We start from the raw sequence: 17,970 nt of genomic DNA, 5'->3' as shown, positions 1-17,970 counted from the left end.
GGCTCTCCGCTCAACTGGAAAATCTCATAATATGAAAACGCGTCGCGCTATTTGGAAAATGCAAGCCTTATGCGACACTCCGCCGCCATAGCCCTTCCGGCGGGTGTCGCTTCGCGCGCAATTACGTAAGCTCAGGCTTGCGCGCGGCGACGGCCCCGCGTCGGATCCAGGCCGGATCCGCGCAGGCCCGCCGAAGGCCGGTGATTGAGAAACAGGAGACAAGACATGTCCGCGCAGCCCCAGTCGTTCCTCGGCGCAGCCGCCAATGACACCGACGCTCTCGAGACCAAGGAATGGCTGGACGCCCTGTCCGCCGTCATCGGTGAGGAGGGCGGCGACCGCGCCCACTTCCTGCTCGAGACGCTGATCGACCACGCCCGCCAGGCGGGCATCGACGTGCCGTTCTCGGCCACCACCGCTTACGTCAACACCATCCCGGCCGACAAGGAAGAGCGCTTCCCCGGCAACATCGAGATCGAGGAGCGCCTGCGCGCCTTCATGCGCTGGAACGCGATGGCGATGGTGGTGCGCGCCAACCGCCTGCATCCTGAGGACGGCGGCGACCTGGGCGGCCACATCTCCAGCTTCGCCTCGCTGGCGACGATGCTGGGCTGCGGGTTCAACCATTTCTGGCACGGCGACGACGGCGTGCACGGCGGCGACCTGCTCTACATCCAGGGCCACAGCGCGCCCGGCATCTACGCCCGCGCCTTCCTGGAAGGCCGCATCACCGAGGACCAGTTGAACAGCTTCCGCCAGGAAGTCGACGGCAAGGGCCTGTCGAGCTATCCGCACCCGAAGCTGATGCCCGAGTTCTGGCAATTCCCGACGGTGTCCATGGGCCTGGGCCCGCTGATGGCGATCTACCAGGCGCGTTTCCTGAAGTACCTGCACGCCCGCGGCATCGCCGACACCTCCAAGCGCAAGGTCTGGGTCTTCCTGGGCGACGGCGAGATGGACGAGCCGGAAAGCCTGGGCGCCATCGGCCTGGCCGCGCGCGAGAAGCTGGACAACCTGATCTTCGTCGTCAATTGCAACCTGCAGCGCCTGGACGGCCCGGTGCGCGGCAACGGCAAGATCATCCAGGAGCTGGAGGGCGAGTTCCGCGGCTCCGGCTGGAACGTGATCAAGCTGATCTGGGGCTCCTACTGGGACCCGCTGCTGGCGCGCGACAAGCAGGAGCTGCTGCGCAAGGTCATGATGGAGACGCTGGACGGCGACTACCAGGCCTACAAGGCCAATGACGGCGCGTTCGTGCGCAAGCATTTCTTCGGCAAGCACCCCGAGCTGCTGAAGATGGTCGAGAACATGTCCGACGAGGACATCTGGCGCCTGAACCGCGGCGGCCACGACCCGCAGAAGGTCTACGCGGCGTATCACAAGGCCGTCAACACCGTCGGCCAGCCGACCGTCATGCTGATCAAGACCGTCAAGGGTTACGGCATGGGCAAGATCGGTGAAGGCAAGAACACCGCCCACCAGACCAAGAAGCTGCAGGACGAGGACATCAAGGCCTTCCGCGACCGCTTCAACATCCCCATCCCGGACGGCGAGCTGGCCAAGATCCCGTTCTACAAGCCGGCCGACGACACGCCCGAGATGCAGTACCTGCTGGAGCGCCGCAAGACGCTGGGCGGCTACCTGCCCAAGCGCCGCCCGCAGGCCGACGAGGCGCTGAAGGTGCCGGACCTGGCCACCTTCCAGGCCGTGCTGGACCCGACCGCCGAAGGCCGCGAGATCTCCACCACGCAGGCCTACGTCCGCTTCCTGACGACGCTGCTGCGCGACAAGGAACTGGGCCCGCGCACGGTGCCCATCCTGGTCGACGAGGCGCGTACCTTCGGCATGGAAGGCCTGTTCCGCCAGATCGGCATCTACAACCCCGCGGGTCAGAACTACACGCCGGTCGACAAGGACCAGGTCATGTACTACCGCGAGGACAAGGCCGGCCAGATCCTGCAGGAAGGCATCAACGAGGCCGGCGGCATGGCCAGCTGGATCGCCGCGGCGACCTCGTACTCGACGAACAACCGGGTGATGGTGCCGTTCTACGTCTACTACTCGATGTTCGGCTTCCAGCGCATCGGCGACCTGGCCTGGGCGGCGGGCGACATGCAGGCGCGCGGCTTCCTGCTGGGCGGCACGTCCGGCCGGACCACGCTGAACGGCGAGGGCCTGCAGCACGAGGACGGCCACAGCCACATCCTGGCCGGCACGATCCCGAACTGCATCAGCTACGACCCGACCTTCGCGCATGAAGTCGCGGTGATCCTGCACTCGGGCCTCAAGCGCATGGTCGAGAACCAGGAGAACGTCTACTTCTACCTGACACTGCTCAACGAGAACTACCCGATGCCGGGCCTGAAGGCCGGCACCGAGGAGCAGATCCTCAAGGGCATGTACCTGCTGGAAGAGGCCGTGCAGCCGCAGGGCGCGCAGCCGCTGACGGTGAATCTGCTGGGCTCCGGCACCATCCTGCGCGAGAGCCAGGCCGCCAAGAAGCTGCTCGAGTCCGAGTGGGGCGTGGGCGCCAACGTCTGGTCCTGCCCCAGCTTCAACGAGCTGGCCCGCGACGGCCAGAACGCCGAGCGCTGGAACCTGCTGCACCCGACCGAGCTGGCCTGCGTGCCGTACGTGACCCAGCAACTGAGCAAGGTGCAGGGTCCGATCGTCGCGTCGACCGACTACATGAAGAACTACGCGGAGCAGATCCGCGCCTTCATCCCGGCAGGCCGCTCGTACAAGGTGCTGGGCACCGACGGCTTCGGCCGCAGCGACTTCCGCTCCAAGCTGCGCGAGCACTTCGAGATCAACCGTCATTACATCGTCGTGGCCGCGCTGAAGAGCCTGGCCGACGAAGGCAAGCTGCCGCAGGCCAAGGTCGCGGAAGCGATCAAGAAGTACGGCATCAACGTCGACAAAATCAACCCCCTGTACGCGTAAGCGGCGGCGACGGAGACATCAGTTATGGCATTGGTGGAAGTCAAGGTTCCTGACATCGGGGACTTCAAGGATGTCGCGATCATCGAGTTGCTGGTCAAGCCCGGCGACACGGTGAAGGCGGAGCAGAGCCTGGTCACGGTCGAGTCCGACAAGGCCTCGATGGAGATCCCGTCCTCGACGGCGGGCGTGGTCAAGGAGATCAAGGTCAAGCTGGGCGACAAGCTCAACGAGGGCGACCTGATCGTCATCCTCGAGAGCGACGCGGCCGCGGCGCCGGCCCCCGCGCCGGCCGCGGCTCCGGCTCCCGCGGCGGCTGCCCCGGCACCGCAGGCGGCACCGGCCGCCGCGCCTGCGGCCTCCGCCGGACCGGTCGACATCGTCGTGCCCGACATCGGCGATTTCGACGAGGTCGCGGTGATCGAGGTGCTGGTCAAGGTCGGCGACACCGTCAAGCAGGAGCAGAGCCTGATCACCGTCGAGTCCGACAAGGCCTCGATGGAGATCCCGTCGTCTCACGGCGGCGTGATCAAGGCGCTGTTGGTCAAGCTCGGCGACAAGGTGGCCAAGGGCAGCAAGATCGCGGTGATCGACGCCGTCGGCGGCGCGCCCGCCGCATCCGCGGCGCCGGCTGCCGCGCCGGCCCAGGCCGCGGCCGCGCCGGCTCCGGCGACCGCCAGCGCCCCCGCGCCGACGGACCGCCAGGTCCCGACCGCCGCGCTGCCGCCGCACGAACCGACCCAGCCGACCGGCCGGCTGCCGCACGCGTCCCCGACCATCCGCAAGCTGGCCCGCGAACTGGGCGTGCCGCTGGAAGAGGTCAAGGGCTCCGGCGCCAAGGGCCGCATCACCGAGACCGATGTGCAGGGCTTCGTCAAGGCGGTGATGGCCGGCACGACGCAGACCGTCGCGCAAAAGGCGGCCGCTCCGGCGGGCGCTGGCGGCGGTGGCGCCTTCCCGGGCCTGCTGCCCTGGCCCAAGGTCGACTTCGAGAAGTTCGGCCCGGTCGAGCGCAAGGACCTCTCGCGCATCAAGAAGATCAGCGGCGCCAACCTGCATCGCAACTGGGTCACGATCCCGCACGTCACCAACCATGACGACGCGGACATCACCGAGCTGGAAGCCTTCCGCGTCCAGCTGAACAAGGAGAACGAGAAGTCCGGCATCAAGGTCACGATGCTGGCCTTCATGATCAAGGCGACCGTCGCGGCGCTGAAGAAGTTCCCCGAGTTCAACGCCTCGCTGGACGGTGACACGCTGGTGTTGAAGAACTACTTCCACATCGGTTTCGCCGCCGACACGCCGAACGGCCTGGTCGTGCCGGTGATCCGCGATTGCGACAAGAAGGGCATCTTCCAGATCAGCCAGGAGATGTCGGAGCTGGCCAAGAAGGCCCGCGACGGCAAGCTCGGCCCGGCCGACATGACCGGCGGCTGCTTCTCGATCTCGTCGCTGGGCGGCATCGGCGGCACCTACTTCACGCCGATCATCAACGCGCCGGAAGTCGCGATCATGGGCGTGTGCAAGTCCTCGACGCAGCCCGTGTGGGACGGCAAGCAGTTCCAGCCGCGCCTGATCCTGCCGCTGTCGCTGAGCTGGGACCACCGTGTCATCGACGGTGCCGCGGCCGCGCGCTTCAACGTGTACTTCGCGTCCTTGCTGGCGGACTTCCGCCGCATCGCGTTGTGATGCATCCGGGGGCAGGGCACTGCCCCACGCCGGGCGGGCGCCCGGCCGCCTCGTGGCGGCCGGGCGCCGGCCGGGCGCGCTAAGAAACAGATTGCGAGAGACATCAGATGGCACAAATCGAAGTCAAGGTTCCCGACATCGGAGACTTCAAGGACGTCGCGATCATCGAGGTCCTGGTCAAGGTCGGCGACACGGTCAAGCAGGAGCAGAGCCTGGTCACCGTCGAGTCCGACAAGGCCTCGATGGAGATCCCGTCCTCCGCGGCGGGCGTGGTCAAGGAGCTCAAGGTCAAGCTGGGCGACAAGCTGAACCAGGGCGACCTGCTGATCGTGCTGGACAGCGACGCGGCTGCCGCGCCCGCGCCGGCCGCGCCGGTCCCGGCGCCCGCCGCCGCGACGCCCGCTCCGGCGGCGCCCGCGGCACCGGCGCCGCAAGCCGCGACCTACGGCGGCGCGGCGGACGGTGAATACGACGTGGTCGTCCTCGGCGGCGGCCCCGGCGGTTATTCGGCGGCGTTCCGCGCGGCCGACCTGGGCCTGAAGGTCGCGATCGTCGAGCGCTACGCCACGCTGGGCGGCGTCTGCCTGAACGTGGGCTGCATCCCGTCCAAGGCGCTGCTGCACGTGGCGGCGGTGATGGACGAGGTCAAGCACTTCGCCGACCTGGGCGTCGCCTTCGGCGAACCCACGGTCGAGCTGCCCAAGTTGCTCGCGCACAAGCAGAAGGTCGTCGGCAAGCTGACCGGCGGCCTGGCCTTCATGGCCAAGGGCCGCAAGGTCACGGTCGTGCGCGGCTACGGCACGCTGCTCGACGCGAACCACCTGTCCGTCGAGGAAACCGCCGGCCAGGCGCAGGAGCGCACCGGCAAGACCCAGACGCTGAAGTTCAAGAAGATCATCATCGCCGCGGGCTCGCAGGCGGTGCGTCTGCCGTTCATGCCGAACGACCCGCGCGTGATCGACTCGACCGGCGCGCTGGAACTGACCAGCAAGCCCAAGCGCATGCTGATCGTCGGCGGCGGCATCATCGGCCTGGAGATGGGCACGGTGTACTCGACGCTGGGCGCGCGCCTGGACGTCGTGGAAATGCTGCCCACGCTGATGACCGGCGCCGACCGCGACCTGGTCAAGGTGTGGCAGAAGATGAACGCGCCGCGCTTCGACAACATCATGCTGAACACGAAGACCGTGTCGGCGGAGGCGACGCCGGAAGGCATCAAGGTCACGTTCGAAGGCGAGGGCGCCCCGAAGGAGCCGCAGGTCTACGACCTGGTGCTGCAGGCCGTCGGCCGCAGCCCCAACGGCAAGAAGATCGGCGCGGACAAGGCCGGCGTGGTCGTGACCGACCGCGGCTTCATCCCGGTCGACGTGCAGATGCGGACCAACGTCCCCAACGTCTTCGCGATCGGCGATGTGGTCGGCCAGCCGATGCTGGCGCACAAGGCGGTGCACGAGGGCCACGTGGCGGCGGAAGTCATCGCGGGCGAACTGCTCGGCGACGAGGCGCTGGCCAGGTCGCGCTTCGACGCGCGCGTGATCCCGAGCGTGGCTTACACCGATCCGGAAGTGGCCTGGGTCGGCGTGACCGAGGACGAGGCCAAGGCGCGCGGCATCAAGGTGAAGAAGGGGCTGCTGCCCTGGAGCGCCTCGGGCCGCGCGATCGCCAACGGTCGTGACGAGGGCTTCACCAAGCTGCTGTTCGACGAGGAGACGCACCGCATCATCGGCGGCGGCATCGTCGGCACGCATGCGGGCGACATGATCGGGGAGATCGCGCTGGCCATCGAGATGGGCGCCGACGCCGTCGACATCGGCAAGACCATCCACCCGCATCCGACGCTGGGCGAGAGCATCGGCCTGGCCGCGGAAGTGGCGCACGGGTCCTGCACCGACGTGCCGCCGGCGCGCAAGTAAGCGGACGACCCGGCGGATGCCTCTGCTCGACGCCGCCGCCACCGCGCGCGCGCTGCCGTGGACGCCGCTGATGGAAGAGATCGGGCTGGTCTGTCGCGAGCATCGCGACGGCCGCCTGAACTGTCCGCCGAGGCAGGTGCTGCCGTTGCGCCAGGACGGCGTGCTGCTGGTGATGCCTTGCCTGAGCGACAGCCTGTCGATCACCAAGCTCGTCAGCGTGCACCCGCTCAACGCGGCGCTGGGCCTGCCGACCATCGCCGGCGAAGTCATCGTGCTGGACAGCCGCAACGGGCAACGCCTGGCGGTGCTGGACGGCCCCGCGCTGACGGCGCGCCGCACGGCGGCGGTCAGCATGCTCGCCCTGCAGTACTTGGCCCGCAAGGCGCCGCGCCGTGTGCTGGTCGTGGGCGGCGGCGTGCAGGCGCGGGCGCATGTGGAGGCGCTGATGGCGCTGCACCCGCAGGCGACCGTCCATGTGCAGGGACATCAGTCGGTGCCGGCCTTCGTGGAGGAGCTCGGCGTCGAGCCGCTGCCGGCCGAGTCCCAGACGCGTCACGCCTGGGACGTCGTCGTCTGCGCCACGACCAGCCGCGTGCCGGTGCTGCGGCCGGGTGTCGGCGAAGGGGCGGTGGTGATCGGCGTCGGCGCGTTCCGCGACGACATGGTGGAGTTGCCGCCGGAGCTGGTCCGCGACGCGCAGGTCTGGGTCGACGACCCGGTCGGCGCCCAGGCCGAGGCGGGCGACCTGATGGCCGCGGGCCGCTTCGAGCCGCAGGCCTCGCTGGAGGACCTCGTCATGGGCGAGCGGCCCGTCGACGACGGCCGCACGCGCATCTTCAAGAGCGTCGGCTGCGCGCGTTGGGACCTGGCGGCGGCCCGCGTCGCGGTGCGGGGCTGACGCGCGCATGGGCGCCGCCGCGGCGTCCGCCTCGGACCCGCCGGGCCGTCGACGCGATCAACGTCATCAGGTCCGCAGGTCCTTCCGGTCGATGCGGCCCATCGGGCGCGCTCGCCGGGTCGGGCGGGCCGGTCAGGCCTCGTCCAGCAGCGGACGCAGCGCCTCGTCCCACTGCTCCAGCTCGTCCTCCGACAAGTGCAGCCAGGCCAGCGCCGCATGGCGGTTGCCGGCCCAGTCGGCGTCCTCGTCCAGGCCTTCGTGGCGGCGCATCAGGTGCTCGGCGATCAGGCCGGCGGCAATGAGCGTGCGGGTCTCGGGATCGACGCCCTCGTCGCGCAACGCGTCGAAGTCGTGGTGCAGCCGGATCGCCGTCATCAGCTCCGGCGCCAGATGCCAGACCTTGATCACCAGCGCGCCGACGACGGCGTGGTCGGTGCGGTGATTGGCGTTCTCGGTGGCGATGAAGGGGCGGTCGATGCGGGCCGCGGCCTCGACCATCGTCGCGCCGTAGCCGCGTACGCTTTGCAGCAGCACCGGCATGCCGACATGGCAGAACAGGCCGTAGCTCTGCGCCAGGTCGACGCGCATGCCGGGCAACTGGCCGGCGATGAAGCCCATCGCGACGGCGCGCTTGGTGGAGCGCTGCCAAAAGCGCAGCAGGTGCGGGCTGTTGACCGGGATGGCGTGCCGGACCAGGAAGGCCTGCATCAGCGCGGCGCTCTCGTCCAGCCCGAGCCGGTACATCGCCTGGCCGACGGTGGTGCAGGGCACGTTGCCCGCCACCAGGTGCAGCGGGCTGTTGGCCACGCGCAGCAGCGTGGCGGACATGGCCACGTCGGCGGCGGCGATGCGGCCCACTTCGTTCAGGTCGGGCTGTGGCAGCGCCATCGCGGCGCGCAGGCGCCGCAGCAGCTCCGGACAAGGGGGAATCTGGATCTGGCGCAGCGGCCCGGCGGCGCGCGCGCGGTCCAGTTCCTGGTGGACGGCTTGGGTCTTCATGTGAGGCCCGGATTATCCCGGCGCTCCGTCGACACACGCGTGACGCGGCTGCGGCAAATTGCCGCTTGTCCGCGTCGGCGTCGTTGTTCGCCCTCGACCGCGCGCGCAGGCAGATACATTGCTGCGCATGTCACGTTTCGCCATCCATCTGTCGCGCAGGGCCCGGCCGGTCCTGTGCGCGCTGGCGTGCGTGGCGGGGCTGTGGTCGGCGGCGGCCTGGGGCTGGGACAAGGACCGGCTGACCGAATCCGCCGCCAAGCTGTCGCCCAGGACGCAGGCGCAGGTGCGCGCCATGATCCAGATGGCCGAGCGCGCGGCCGCGCTGCCCGACGAGCGCGACCGGCTCGCGCTGGTCAACAACTTCTTCAACCAGCGCATCGCCTTCAAGGACGACATGGAGGTCTGGGGTCAGATCGACTACTGGGCCACGCCGCTGGAGATGCTCGACAAGGGCGCCGGGGACTGCGAGGACTACGCGATCGCCAAGTACATGAGCCTGCAATCGGCGGGCGTGGCGCCGGCCAAGCTGCGCATGGTCTACGTGCGGGCGCAGTTCCAGGGCCGGCCGCAGGCGCACATGGTCCTGGCCTACTATCCGCAGCCGGACGCGGAGCCCCTGATTCTGGACAATATCAACCCCGAGATCCGGCCCGCGTCGCTCAGGCCGGACCTGACGCCGGTGTTCAGCTTCAATGGCGAGGGCTTGTGGACGGGTGTCGGCGCCACGACCGCGGGCAACCCGCTGGTGCGCCTGTCGATGTGGCGCGACCTGCTGGCGAAGGCGAAGGCGGAGGGCTTCTGATGCGATCGGGTGCCGGCGCCGCGGGCGAGAGAATGGGCAACGGAGAATTCACGACATGTCCTTGATAAGACAAATCTGGTGCCTGGTCCTGGGCGCCGTGCTGGCTTCGGCGCTGGGGGGCGTCGCGGTGAGCGCCTGGTCCTTGCGCGACCTGCTGCAGACGCAGGCGCAACTGAAGAACGCCGACAACGCGAGCGCGCTGGCGCTGGCGCTGTCGCAGCAGAAGGGCGACGCGGAGTTGATGTCGCTGCTGATCTCGGCGCAGTTCGACGCGGGCGCGTACGAGAGCGTGCGTTGGCGCGACGCCAAGGGCGCGCAGGTCTTCGAGCGTCATCTGGAAACGCCGCAGGCGCCGCGCGCGCCGGGTTGGTTCGCGGCCTTGCTGCCGCTGGACGTGGCGCCGGGCGTGGCCAAGGTGTCGGACGGCTGGAAGTCGATCGGCGAAGTCGAGCTGCGCGGCCAGACCGGGTATGTGCACGAGGCGCTGTGGCGCTCGACGCTGAGCACCGCGTCGTGGCTGCTGCTGGTGGGCGTGCTGACCGGCGTGGCGGCGGCGGCGGTGCTGTCGCGGGTGCGCCGGCCGCTGGACACCGCCGTGCAGCAGGCCGAGGGCGTGTCGCAAGGACGTTTCGAGACGGTGCTGGAGCCACGCGTGCCGGAGATGCGCAAGCTCACCAGCGCGATGAACACGATGGTGCTGCGCACCCGGCAGATGTTCGAGGCGCAGGCCGAGCAGCTGCGCACGCTGCATCACCAACTGCTGTGCGACGAGCTGACGGGCCTGTCGCATCGTCGGCAGTTCGTGGCGGAGCTGAGCTCGGCGCTGGAGCGCGACGACGGGCCGCTGCGAGCGGGGCTGGTGCTGCTTCGGCTGAAGGACTTGCAGGGCCTGAATCAGCGGTTGGGCCACGGCGCGACCGACCAGGCGCTGATGGCGATCGCGCAGGCCTTGCGGGTGTATCCCGAGCAGGTCCGGGGTTGTCTGGCGGGACGCCTGAACGGGTCGGACTTCGCCTTGTGGCTGCCGGCGCCGGGCGTCGTCGGCGATACCGCGCACGCGCTGGCCGAGGCCTTGCGCGCCGGGCTGCAGAACCTGGGCCCCGGTGTCGGCGTCGCGATGGGCGCGGTCGAGCTGATGCGCGATCAGCCGATGGGCGCGTGGTTCGCCGCGGCGGATGCGGCGCTGGCGCGCGCGGAGCTGGGCGAGGGCGTGGTGCTGGAGTTGCGCGAGGCGCCGCCCTCGGAGGAAGTCGCCCAGGGCGAACGCGCCTGGCGCGCCTTGATTTCCGACGCGTTGCAACAGCAGCGCAGCCGCCTGCTGGAGTTCCCGCTGATCGGGCGTGATCGCCAGGTCCTGCACCTGGAATGCCCGCTGCAGTTGAAGCTGAATCCGGTCGGTGATTTCGAGCCGGCCGCGCGCTGGCTGCCGCTGGCGCTGCGCCACCGGCTCAGCGCCGAGGCCGATCTGCAAGCCCTGGCGCTGGCGCTGCAGGCCTCGCAGCAGGACCATCGCGCGCGCTGCGTGAATGTCGCGCCGGCCTCGCTGAACGACGGCAGCTTCATCGCCCGGGCGCGCGAGCTGGTGCAGGCCGCGCCGGCGGCGGTGCGGCGGCTGATCGGCCTCGAACTCGCGGAGCCCGCGGCGGTGCAGCACTTCGAGGCGCTGCAGGAACTGGGGCGGCAACTGCGTCCGCTCGGGGTGCAGTTGGGGCTGGAGCACGCCGGTGCGGGACTGGCTCAAATTGATCGTCTTTTCCAGGCGGGCCTGGACTACGTGAAGCTCGACAGCGCCGTGGTATCCGGGGTGTCGGCTGACGTTAGCCGCGCGGCGTTCGTGCGCAGCCTGGTCGTGATGCTGCGCAGCCTGGCGCTGAAGGTGTACGCCGAAGGCGTCACCGATGCGCTCGACGCGCAGGCGTTGTGGGACTGCGAGCTCGACGGGATCACCGGGCCGTGGGCATCGGCGCAGGGCATCAAGCCCTGACTCGTTGAAGTCGGTGCAACGCTTGAGGGCCGTTCAGCACTCTTGCAATGCGCCCGGAAGCTCTCAGAATTCGCGCCTTCCTCTTGTTGTTGAAAGAGCAGGTGCAGAATGGTCGCGGTCTTTCAGTCCATCGAACCCTACATGCCTCTCGCCAACTTCAACGTCCAGATCGATGAGCAGCTCAAGGCGCGCATCGAGACGATCGCGCAGCGGATCCATGTGGGCGTCGACGAGTTGGTGTCGAGCTTGATCGAAGACTGGTTGTTGAGGGTGGCCCCCGACAGCCCCGATGTCAGTGAAGCCGAGGCTCTGCTGGAACTCCGGCACGATCAGGCCATGAAGGAGGCGCTCCGTGGCGATCTCGTCCCGCAAGACGAGTTCGATGCCGCCTTCAACGCCATGCTGACGGATGCGCGACAGCGTCAGGGGCTGAAACGGTGAGGGTCGCGTGGACCCGCCGAGCCCTTGCCCAACTTCAACATCAGTACGAGTACGTCGCGGCCCGCAACCCGCGCGCTGCGGAAGTGCTGTTGCGCGACTGCCTGAAGCAGTCACGGCTGTTGGAGCAGTTTCCCTTCCTGGGCAAGGCGATCAAGCGCGGCCGGCGAGAGAAGGGCGTTCAGGAGAACTACGTGATTCACTATGTGATCGCCAAGGCGGCGATTCTGGTCATGTCGTTCTGGCACACGTCGCAACTCCGGCCGCATGGCGCCGGTGAGCAATGATGCGAGTTCGAAATCAGGTGTTGGCGCAGAACACCGTGTGCGCTGACGCGGCCGTGGAGGCCCAGCCGCGCACGGATTTCCACGTCCAGATCGACGAGCGACTCAAGGCCCGCGTCGAAGCGCTGGCCAGTCGCATCAGCGTCGACATGAACGAGCTGGTCGAGCATCTCGTCAAGCGCTGGGTCGAGCGCACCGATCCCGAAGAGCCGGACGTGACCTTGCATGAGGTGCTCATAGCGCGCCAAGAGGACAACGGTGTGAAGGCGGCGCTTCGGGGTGACGTCGTGCCACACGAGGAGGCCGTGGCCACGTTCGACGAACGACTGGTCCAGAGTCCCTCGTCGCGGGAGCGTCCCCGATGGTCCTGATCGTTGAACGATCAGGCGATATCCGCCACGTGCAACGGATAGCCGTTGCCACCGCGACGATCCTCGAAGAAGCGCTGCAGCGTTTCGCGAACGGTGTGGAAGGCCAGCTCATCCCATGGCACCTCATGCTCGTGGAACAGCTTCGCTTCCAGCGTCTCCGGGCCGGGATCGAACACCGGGCTCAGCAGCCTGGCGCGGTGGAACAGATGGACCTGGCCGACGCGCACCACGTTCATCACGCAGTACAGCTCCTGCAGCTCGATCTGCGCGCCGGCTTCCTCGTCGGTTTCGCGTTTCGCGCCTTCGGCGATGGTCTCGCCGAGCTCCATGAAACCCGCCGGCAGCGTCCACTTGCCGAGCCGCGGCTCGATCGCGCGCTTGCACAGCAGCACCTGCTCGCCGTAGATCGGCAGCGTGCCGACGACGTTCAGCGGGTTCTCGTAGTGGATCGCCCCGCACACGGTGCAGGTGGCGCGTTCCCGGTTGTCGTCAGCCGGGATGCGGTATTCGATCTGGCCGCCGCAGGTGGAGCAATGTTGATAGCGCCGGGCTTGGAACATGGGGCGCAGTGTAGCGGCCTCGCGTGGCATCATCGTCGGCCATGGAGCTCTACAACTATTTCCGTTCGTCGGCCTCGTATCGCGTGCGCATCGCGCTGGCGCTCAAGGGCCTGGACTTCGACTACAAGTCCGTCCATCTCGCCAGGAACGAGCAGTTCAACGAGTCGTACGCCGCCGTGTCCGCCTCGCGCCTCGTGCCCTTGTTGAAGGATGGCGACGCGGTGGTCACGCAGTCGATGGCCATCATCGAGTACCTCGACGAGGTGCATCCCGAACCCCCGCTGCTGCCCGGCGATGCCCTCTGCCGCGCCTACATCCGCGCGCTGTCCCAGGACATCGCCTGCGAGGTCCATCCGCTCAACAACCTGCGCGTGTTGCGCTACCTGGTCAAGGACCTCGGTGTCAGCGACGACAACAAGACCCGTTGGTACCAGCACTGGGTCGAGAGCGGCCTGGCGGTGGTCGAGCAACGCCTGCAGACGGAGCGTCGATCGGGCCTGTGCTGCTTCGGCGACACGCCGACGATGGCGGACTGCGTGCTCGTGCCGCAGATCTTCAACGCGCAGCGCTTCGATTGCCGGCTGGACCACGTGCCGACCGTCATGCGTATCCATGAGCACTGCATGACGCTCGATGCCTTCAGCCAGACCCAGCCCAGCGCCTGTCCCGATGCGGAGTGAGGCGTCGAGCGAGGACTTCCAGGCCACGCCGCATCTGGACTGGCTGCGGCCCGATTGGCACGCCCCCCAGGTCGACGCGTTCATGACCACCCGTGCCGGCGGCGTCAGCGGGACAGTCGCCGATGACGGCGACGGTGCGGCGCTGGCAGGGCTGGCCAGCATGAACCTTGGCCGCTCGGTCGGCGACGATCCGGCGAACGTGGCGCGGAACCGGCATCGGGTGGCGATGGCCATCGGCGGGGTGCCGGTGTTCCTGAAGCAGGTGCACGGAACGGCCGTGCTGCGTCTGCGACCCGAGCACGCGCTGCCCGGCGCCGATCCCGAGCCCGCCGACGCGAGCATCAGCACCGATCCCGCGCTCGCCTGCGCGGTGATGGTGGCGGATTGCCTGCCGGTGCTGTTTGCCGGATCGGGTGTCGTCGGCGCCGCGCATGCGGGCTGGCGCGGGCTGGCCGGGGGCGTCCTGGAGAACACCGTCGCCGCGATGCGGGAAGCCGGCGGCGACGGCCCCATCCAGGCCTGGATGGGCGCCTGCATCGGGCCTGATCGATTCGAGGTCGGCGCGGACGTGCTCGACGCCTTCGGCGTGGCGCCGCTGCATCACGACCAGCCGCTGTTTCGCTTCCAGCCCAACGCGTCGGGCGAGCCGCGCTGGTTGGCCGACCTCCACGGCCTGGCTCGGCGGCGACTGGCGCCGCTGGGATTGGTCGAGATTCGCGGCGGCGGCGGGTGCACGCTCAGCGAGCCGTCACGGTACTTTTCGTTCCGTCACGAGCGCGTCGACGGCTTGCGCAGCGGGCGCATGGCCGCCGTCATCCGGTTGCGCTGAAGGTGGGGACGAGCCCGAGCCCGAGCCCGAATCCGCGACCGGGGCCGCGTTCAAGGCGGCCGCGGCGGCTTCCTCGGCTTCGGCCTTCCTCCTGGCCGCGCGGCGGCGAGGCGTCCCCATCAGGTACATCACGATGGAGAGCGGCAGCAGCCCGTACAGCACGAACGTGACGATCGCGCCGAGCACCGTGCCCTGCGTGCTGAAGGCTTCGGCCAGGGCCATCATCAGCACGACATACATCCATGCGATCGGAACGAGGTACATGCGGCATCAAGGACGGGTAAGCGAGAGCCCCAAAATCCACCGAGCATCGAGACGCGAGCGTCACGCGGGGGTAAGCTGAACGGGCTACAAAGCGCTTGAGCATATGCGAAGCCTGTCCGGTGGATCCCTCGATCCGTTGTGGCAAGCTTCTTGCTCAGGCCCGATCGAGGAGACACATGAGCGCGAACAACGCCACCGCCGGCACCGCCGGTTCTGGATTCCATGATTTCGAGCATCTGACCAACCAGGCCAGGCAGGCCGCGGCGGGGTTGACGCAGGGCTTCGGCGATGCGCTGCGGCAATTGCAGGCGATGCAGATCGCGCCCGAGGCGTGGTCGCAGTTGCAGTCCGATTACCTGCAGCAGGCGGGCCGGCTCTGGAACACCGCGATCGCCGAGTCCCACGAGCACGGCGCCCATGCGGCGCCCGCGCCGTTGAAGGATCGCCGCTTCGCCGATGCGTCGTGGAACGACAACCGGCTGGCGCATTTCACCGCGCAGCTCTACCTGCTGAACGCGCGCACGCTGCAGCAGATGGCCGAGCAGGTGCAGGGGGACGAGAAATCGCGGGCGCGCGTGCGTTTCGCGGTCCAGCAATTCATCGACGCGGCCTCGCCCAGCAATTTCCTGGCGCTGAATCCCGAGGCCCAGCAGCGCGCGCTGAGCACGCAGGGCGAGAGCATCGCCCGCGGCGTGCAGTTGCTGATCGCCGACGCGCAGCGCGGCCACGTCTCGCAGACCGACGAGACCGCCTTCGAGGTCGGCCGCAATGTCGCGACGACCGCGGGCGACGTCGTCTTCGAGAACGAATTCTTCCAGCTGCTCGAGTACAAGCCGCTCACCGCCAAGGTGCATGCGCGACCGCTGCTGATGGTGCCGCCCTGCATCAACAAGTACTACATCCTCGACCTGCAGCCGGAGAACTCGCTGATCCGCTACGCGGTCGCTCAGGGCCACCGCACCTTCGTGGTGAGCTGGCGCAACCCCGACGCGAGCTGCGTGCACTGGACCTGGGACGACTACATCGGCCAGGCCGCCATCAAGGCCATCGAGGTCGCGCGCGAGATCACCGGGGCCGACACGATCAACACGCTGGGCTTCTGCGTCGGCGGCACGATCCTGTCGACGGCGCTGGCGGTGCTGGCGGCGCGCGGCGAGCATCCGGCCGCGAGCGTCACGCTGCTCACCACGCTGATCGACTTCAGCAGCAACGGCGTGCTGGACCTGTTTGTCGACGAGCCGTCGGTGCGCCTGCGCGAGGTGACCATCGGCGCGCAGGCCAACGGCGGCCCCGGCCTGCTGCATGGCCAGGAGCTCGCCACCACCTTCAGCTTCCTGCGCCCGAACGACCTGGTCTGGAACTATGTGGTCGGCAACTACCTGAAGGGCGACGCGCCGCCCGCGTTCGACCTGCTGTACTGGAACGGCGACGCGACGCATCTGCCGGGGCCGATGTACTGCTGGTACCTGCGCCACACCTACCTGCAGAACGACCTCAAGGTCCCCGGCCGCCTGACCGTCTGCGGCGAGTCGGTGGACCTGGGCGCGATCAAGGCGCCGGTCTACATCTACGGCTCGCGCGAGGACCACATCGTGCCCTGGGACGCCGCCTACCGCAGCACGCAGGTGTTCAGCGGCAAGAAGCGTTTCGTGCTGGGTGCGTCCGGCCACATCGCCGGTGTGATCAATCCGCCGGAGAAGAAGAAACGCAGCCATTGGATCGGGAAGGGCGCCGCGCTGCCGGCCGATTCCCAGCAATGGCTGACCACCGCCGCCGAGCACCCCGGCAGCTGGTGGCCCGACTGGTCGCAGTGGCTGGCCGGCCACGCGGGTCCGCTGAAGGCGGCTCCGCGCGCGCCGGGCAACCGCGAGCACCGGGCCGTCGAGCCGGCGCCCGGTCGATATGTGAAACAACGCGCCTGAGGCGCCGGCCAAGCCCTCGACCGACCTCGCGTCATTCGACCGCCAACGCCGGCCCACGACAGACAGAGACCGATTTCATTCCCGCTGTTGCAGCAGTACCGAAACCCCTAGAGGAGCGAGTCATGAGTTCACCGCAAGACATCGTCATCGTCGCAGCCGCGCGCACGCCGATCGGCAAGTTCGGAGGCACGCTGTCCAAGACGCCGGCCAGCGAGCTGGGCGCGCTGGTCATCCAGGAGCTGCTGCGTCGCAGCGGGCTGCAGGCGGACCAGATCAACGAAGTCATCCTGGGCCAGGTGCTGACGGCCGGCGTCGGCCAGAACCCGGCGCGCCAGGCCGTCATCAAGGCGGGCCTGCCGGTCAGCGTGCCCGGCATGACCATCAACAAGGTCTGCGGTTCCGGCCTGAAGGCGGTCATGCTGGCCGCGCAGGCGATCCGCGACGGGGACTCCGACATCATCATCGCCGGAGGCCAGGAGAGCATGAGCCTGTCCCCGCACGTGCTGCCGGGCTCGCGCGACGGCCAGCGCATGGGCGACTGGAAGCTGATCGACACGATGATCGTGGACGGCCTGTGGGACGTGTACAACCAGTACCACATGGGCATCACCGCCGAGAACGTGGCCAAGGAGCACCACATCAACCGCGCGCAGCAGGACGAGCTGGCGCTGGCCAGCCAGCAGAAGGCCGCCGCCGCGCAGGACGCGGGCCGCTTCACCGCCGAGATCGTGCCGGTCACGATCCCGCAGAAGAAGGGCGATCCGATCGTCTTCTCCGCCGACGAGTTCATCAACCGCAAGACCAATGCCGAGGCGCTGTCCGGCCTGAAGCCCGCCTTCGACAAGGCCGGCTCGGTGACCGCGGGCAACGCCTCCGGCCTGAACGACGGCGCCGCCGGCCTGGTGCTGATGACCGACGCCAAGGCCAGGTCGCTGGGCCTGACGCCGCTGGCGCGCATCGCGTCCTACGCGAGCGCCGGCGTCGATCCCAAGACCATGGGCATGGGCCCGGTGCCCGCGTCGAGGAAGGCGCTGGCGCGCGCCGGCTGGCAGCCCAAGGATCTGGACCTGCTCGAGATCAACGAGGCCTTCGCCGCGCAGGCCTGCGCGGTGCATCAGGAGATGGGCTGGGATCTGAACAAGGTCAACGTCAACGGCGGCGCGATCGCGCTGGGCCATCCGATCGGCGCGTCCGGCGCCCGCATCCTGGTCACGCTGCTGCACGAGATGATCAAGCGCGATGCCAAGAAGGGCATCGCCAGCCTGTGCATCGGCGGCGGCATGGGCGTGGCGCTCTGCGTCGAGCGCTGAGGATTTCATCGCGTCGATAGGTGGTCACATTCCAGGCTCTCCGGACGCGGGCGCGGCGACCCGGGGAGCCCGACAGGAGGCAAGCAA

The 17,970-nt window shown here is 68.6% G+C and carries 16 protein-coding genes; 13 read left to right on the top strand and 3 right to left on the bottom strand.

Annotation, left to right across the window (positions count from 1 at the left end; translation table 11 throughout):
* The first annotated feature begins 225 nt into the window (after positions 1 to 225).
* The 4 genes from aceE to CDN99_RS02905 all read left to right on the top strand — a co-directional run bounded on the left by aceE (position 226) and on the right by CDN99_RS02905 (position 7,440).
* Positions 226 to 2,943: a pyruvate dehydrogenase (acetyl-transferring), homodimeric type gene (aceE, locus tag CDN99_RS02920; RefSeq protein ID WP_088382584.1), complete on the top strand. Its 2,718-nt coding sequence runs from the start codon at positions 226 to 228 to the stop codon at positions 2,941 to 2,943.
* A 24-nt stretch (positions 2,944 to 2,967) separates the two neighbouring features.
* Positions 2,968 to 4,629, top strand: a complete 1,662-nt coding sequence (aceF, locus tag CDN99_RS02915) for a dihydrolipoyllysine-residue acetyltransferase (RefSeq protein WP_088382583.1) — start codon at positions 2,968 to 2,970, stop codon at positions 4,627 to 4,629.
* Positions 4,630 to 4,736: 107 nt separating this feature from the next.
* Complete coding sequence (lpdA, locus tag CDN99_RS02910; protein ID WP_088382582.1) at positions 4,737 to 6,542, top strand: dihydrolipoyl dehydrogenase; 1,806 nt, start codon at positions 4,737 to 4,739, stop codon at positions 6,540 to 6,542.
* 16 nt (positions 6,543 to 6,558) lie between these two features.
* Positions 6,559 to 7,440, top strand: a complete 882-nt coding sequence (locus tag CDN99_RS02905; protein ID WP_088382581.1) for a delta(1)-pyrroline-2-carboxylate reductase family protein — start codon at positions 6,559 to 6,561, stop codon at positions 7,438 to 7,440.
* A 132-nt stretch (positions 7,441 to 7,572) separates the two neighbouring features.
* Here CDN99_RS02905 and CDN99_RS02900 read toward each other — a convergent pair whose 3' ends face one another.
* Positions 7,573 to 8,439, bottom strand: coding sequence for an HDOD domain-containing protein (locus CDN99_RS02900; RefSeq protein WP_088382580.1), 867 nt, complete (start codon positions 8,437 to 8,439; stop codon positions 7,573 to 7,575).
* A gap of 127 nt (positions 8,440 to 8,566) precedes the next feature.
* Here CDN99_RS02900 and CDN99_RS02895 point away from each other — a divergent pair, with 127 nt between their 5' ends.
* The 5 genes from CDN99_RS02895 (at position 8,567) to CDN99_RS02875 (ending at position 12,318) form a co-directional block, all read left to right on the top strand.
* Positions 8,567 to 9,241 (top strand): transglutaminase-like cysteine peptidase, encoded by a 675-nt coding sequence (locus CDN99_RS02895; RefSeq protein WP_088383348.1) that lies wholly within the window; start codon positions 8,567 to 8,569, stop codon positions 9,239 to 9,241.
* Positions 9,242 to 9,296: 55 nt separating this feature from the next.
* On the top strand, positions 9,297 to 11,225 hold the full coding sequence (locus CDN99_RS02890; protein ID WP_158218733.1) for an EAL domain-containing protein: 1,929 nt from the start codon (positions 9,297 to 9,299) through the stop codon (positions 11,223 to 11,225).
* A 141-nt stretch (positions 11,226 to 11,366) separates the two neighbouring features.
* Positions 11,367 to 11,666, top strand: coding sequence for a hypothetical protein (locus tag CDN99_RS02885; RefSeq protein WP_158218732.1), 300 nt, complete (start codon positions 11,367 to 11,369; stop codon positions 11,664 to 11,666).
* Complete coding sequence (locus CDN99_RS02880; RefSeq protein WP_088382577.1) at positions 11,663 to 11,950, top strand: type II toxin-antitoxin system RelE/ParE family toxin; 288 nt, start codon at positions 11,663 to 11,665, stop codon at positions 11,948 to 11,950. The genes CDN99_RS02885 and CDN99_RS02880 overlap by 4 nt, the downstream gene beginning before the upstream one ends.
* Before the next feature lie 20 nt (positions 11,951 to 11,970).
* Entirely contained in the window at positions 11,971 to 12,318 is a 348-nt protein-coding gene (locus CDN99_RS02875) for a hypothetical protein (RefSeq protein ID WP_088382576.1), read from the top strand.
* A gap of 11 nt (positions 12,319 to 12,329) precedes the next feature.
* Here the strand turns inward: CDN99_RS02875 and CDN99_RS02870 are convergent, their stop codons facing one another.
* The gene (locus CDN99_RS02870; protein ID WP_088382575.1) at positions 12,330 to 12,878 is read right to left on the bottom strand and encodes an NUDIX hydrolase; all 549 of its coding nucleotides are present in this window, start codon (positions 12,876 to 12,878) and stop codon (positions 12,330 to 12,332) included.
* Positions 12,879 to 12,919: 41 nt separating this feature from the next.
* On the opposite strand from CDN99_RS02870, the gene maiA reads away from it, so the two are divergent.
* Positions 12,920 to 13,558, top strand: a complete 639-nt coding sequence (gene maiA / locus CDN99_RS02865) for a maleylacetoacetate isomerase (protein WP_088382574.1) — start codon at positions 12,920 to 12,922, stop codon at positions 13,556 to 13,558.
* Positions 13,548 to 14,387 carry a peptidoglycan editing factor PgeF gene (gene pgeF / locus CDN99_RS02860; RefSeq protein WP_238139334.1) on the top strand — a complete coding sequence of 280 codons (840 nt, stop codon included), beginning with the start codon at positions 13,548 to 13,550 and terminating at the stop codon, positions 14,385 to 14,387. Before maiA ends, pgeF begins: the two co-directional genes overlap by 11 nt.
* Here the strand turns inward: pgeF and CDN99_RS02855 are convergent.
* Positions 14,307 to 14,651 carry a hypothetical protein gene (locus CDN99_RS02855; protein ID WP_088382573.1) on the bottom strand — a complete coding sequence of 115 codons (345 nt, stop codon included), beginning with the start codon at positions 14,649 to 14,651 and terminating at the stop codon, positions 14,307 to 14,309. The genes pgeF and CDN99_RS02855 overlap by 81 nt on opposite strands.
* A gap of 176 nt (positions 14,652 to 14,827) precedes the next feature.
* Here CDN99_RS02855 and phaC point away from each other — a divergent pair, with 176 nt between their 5' ends.
* Together phaC and CDN99_RS02845 are read left to right on the top strand one after the other, a co-directional pair.
* Positions 14,828 to 16,573, top strand: a complete 1,746-nt coding sequence (gene phaC, locus CDN99_RS02850; protein ID WP_088382572.1) for a class I poly(R)-hydroxyalkanoic acid synthase — start codon at positions 14,828 to 14,830, stop codon at positions 16,571 to 16,573.
* Between the two features lie 122 nt (positions 16,574 to 16,695).
* Positions 16,696 to 17,883, top strand: a complete 1,188-nt coding sequence (locus tag CDN99_RS02845; protein WP_088382571.1) for an acetyl-CoA C-acetyltransferase — start codon at positions 16,696 to 16,698, stop codon at positions 17,881 to 17,883.
* Positions 17,884 to 17,970 lie beyond the last annotated feature (87 nt).

This window comes from Roseateles aquatilis (genome assembly GCF_002205645.1).
Lineage (GTDB): Bacteria > Pseudomonadota > Gammaproteobacteria > Burkholderiales > Burkholderiaceae_C > Roseateles > Roseateles aquatilis.
This window is presented reverse-complemented; position numbering and strand designations above follow the sequence as displayed.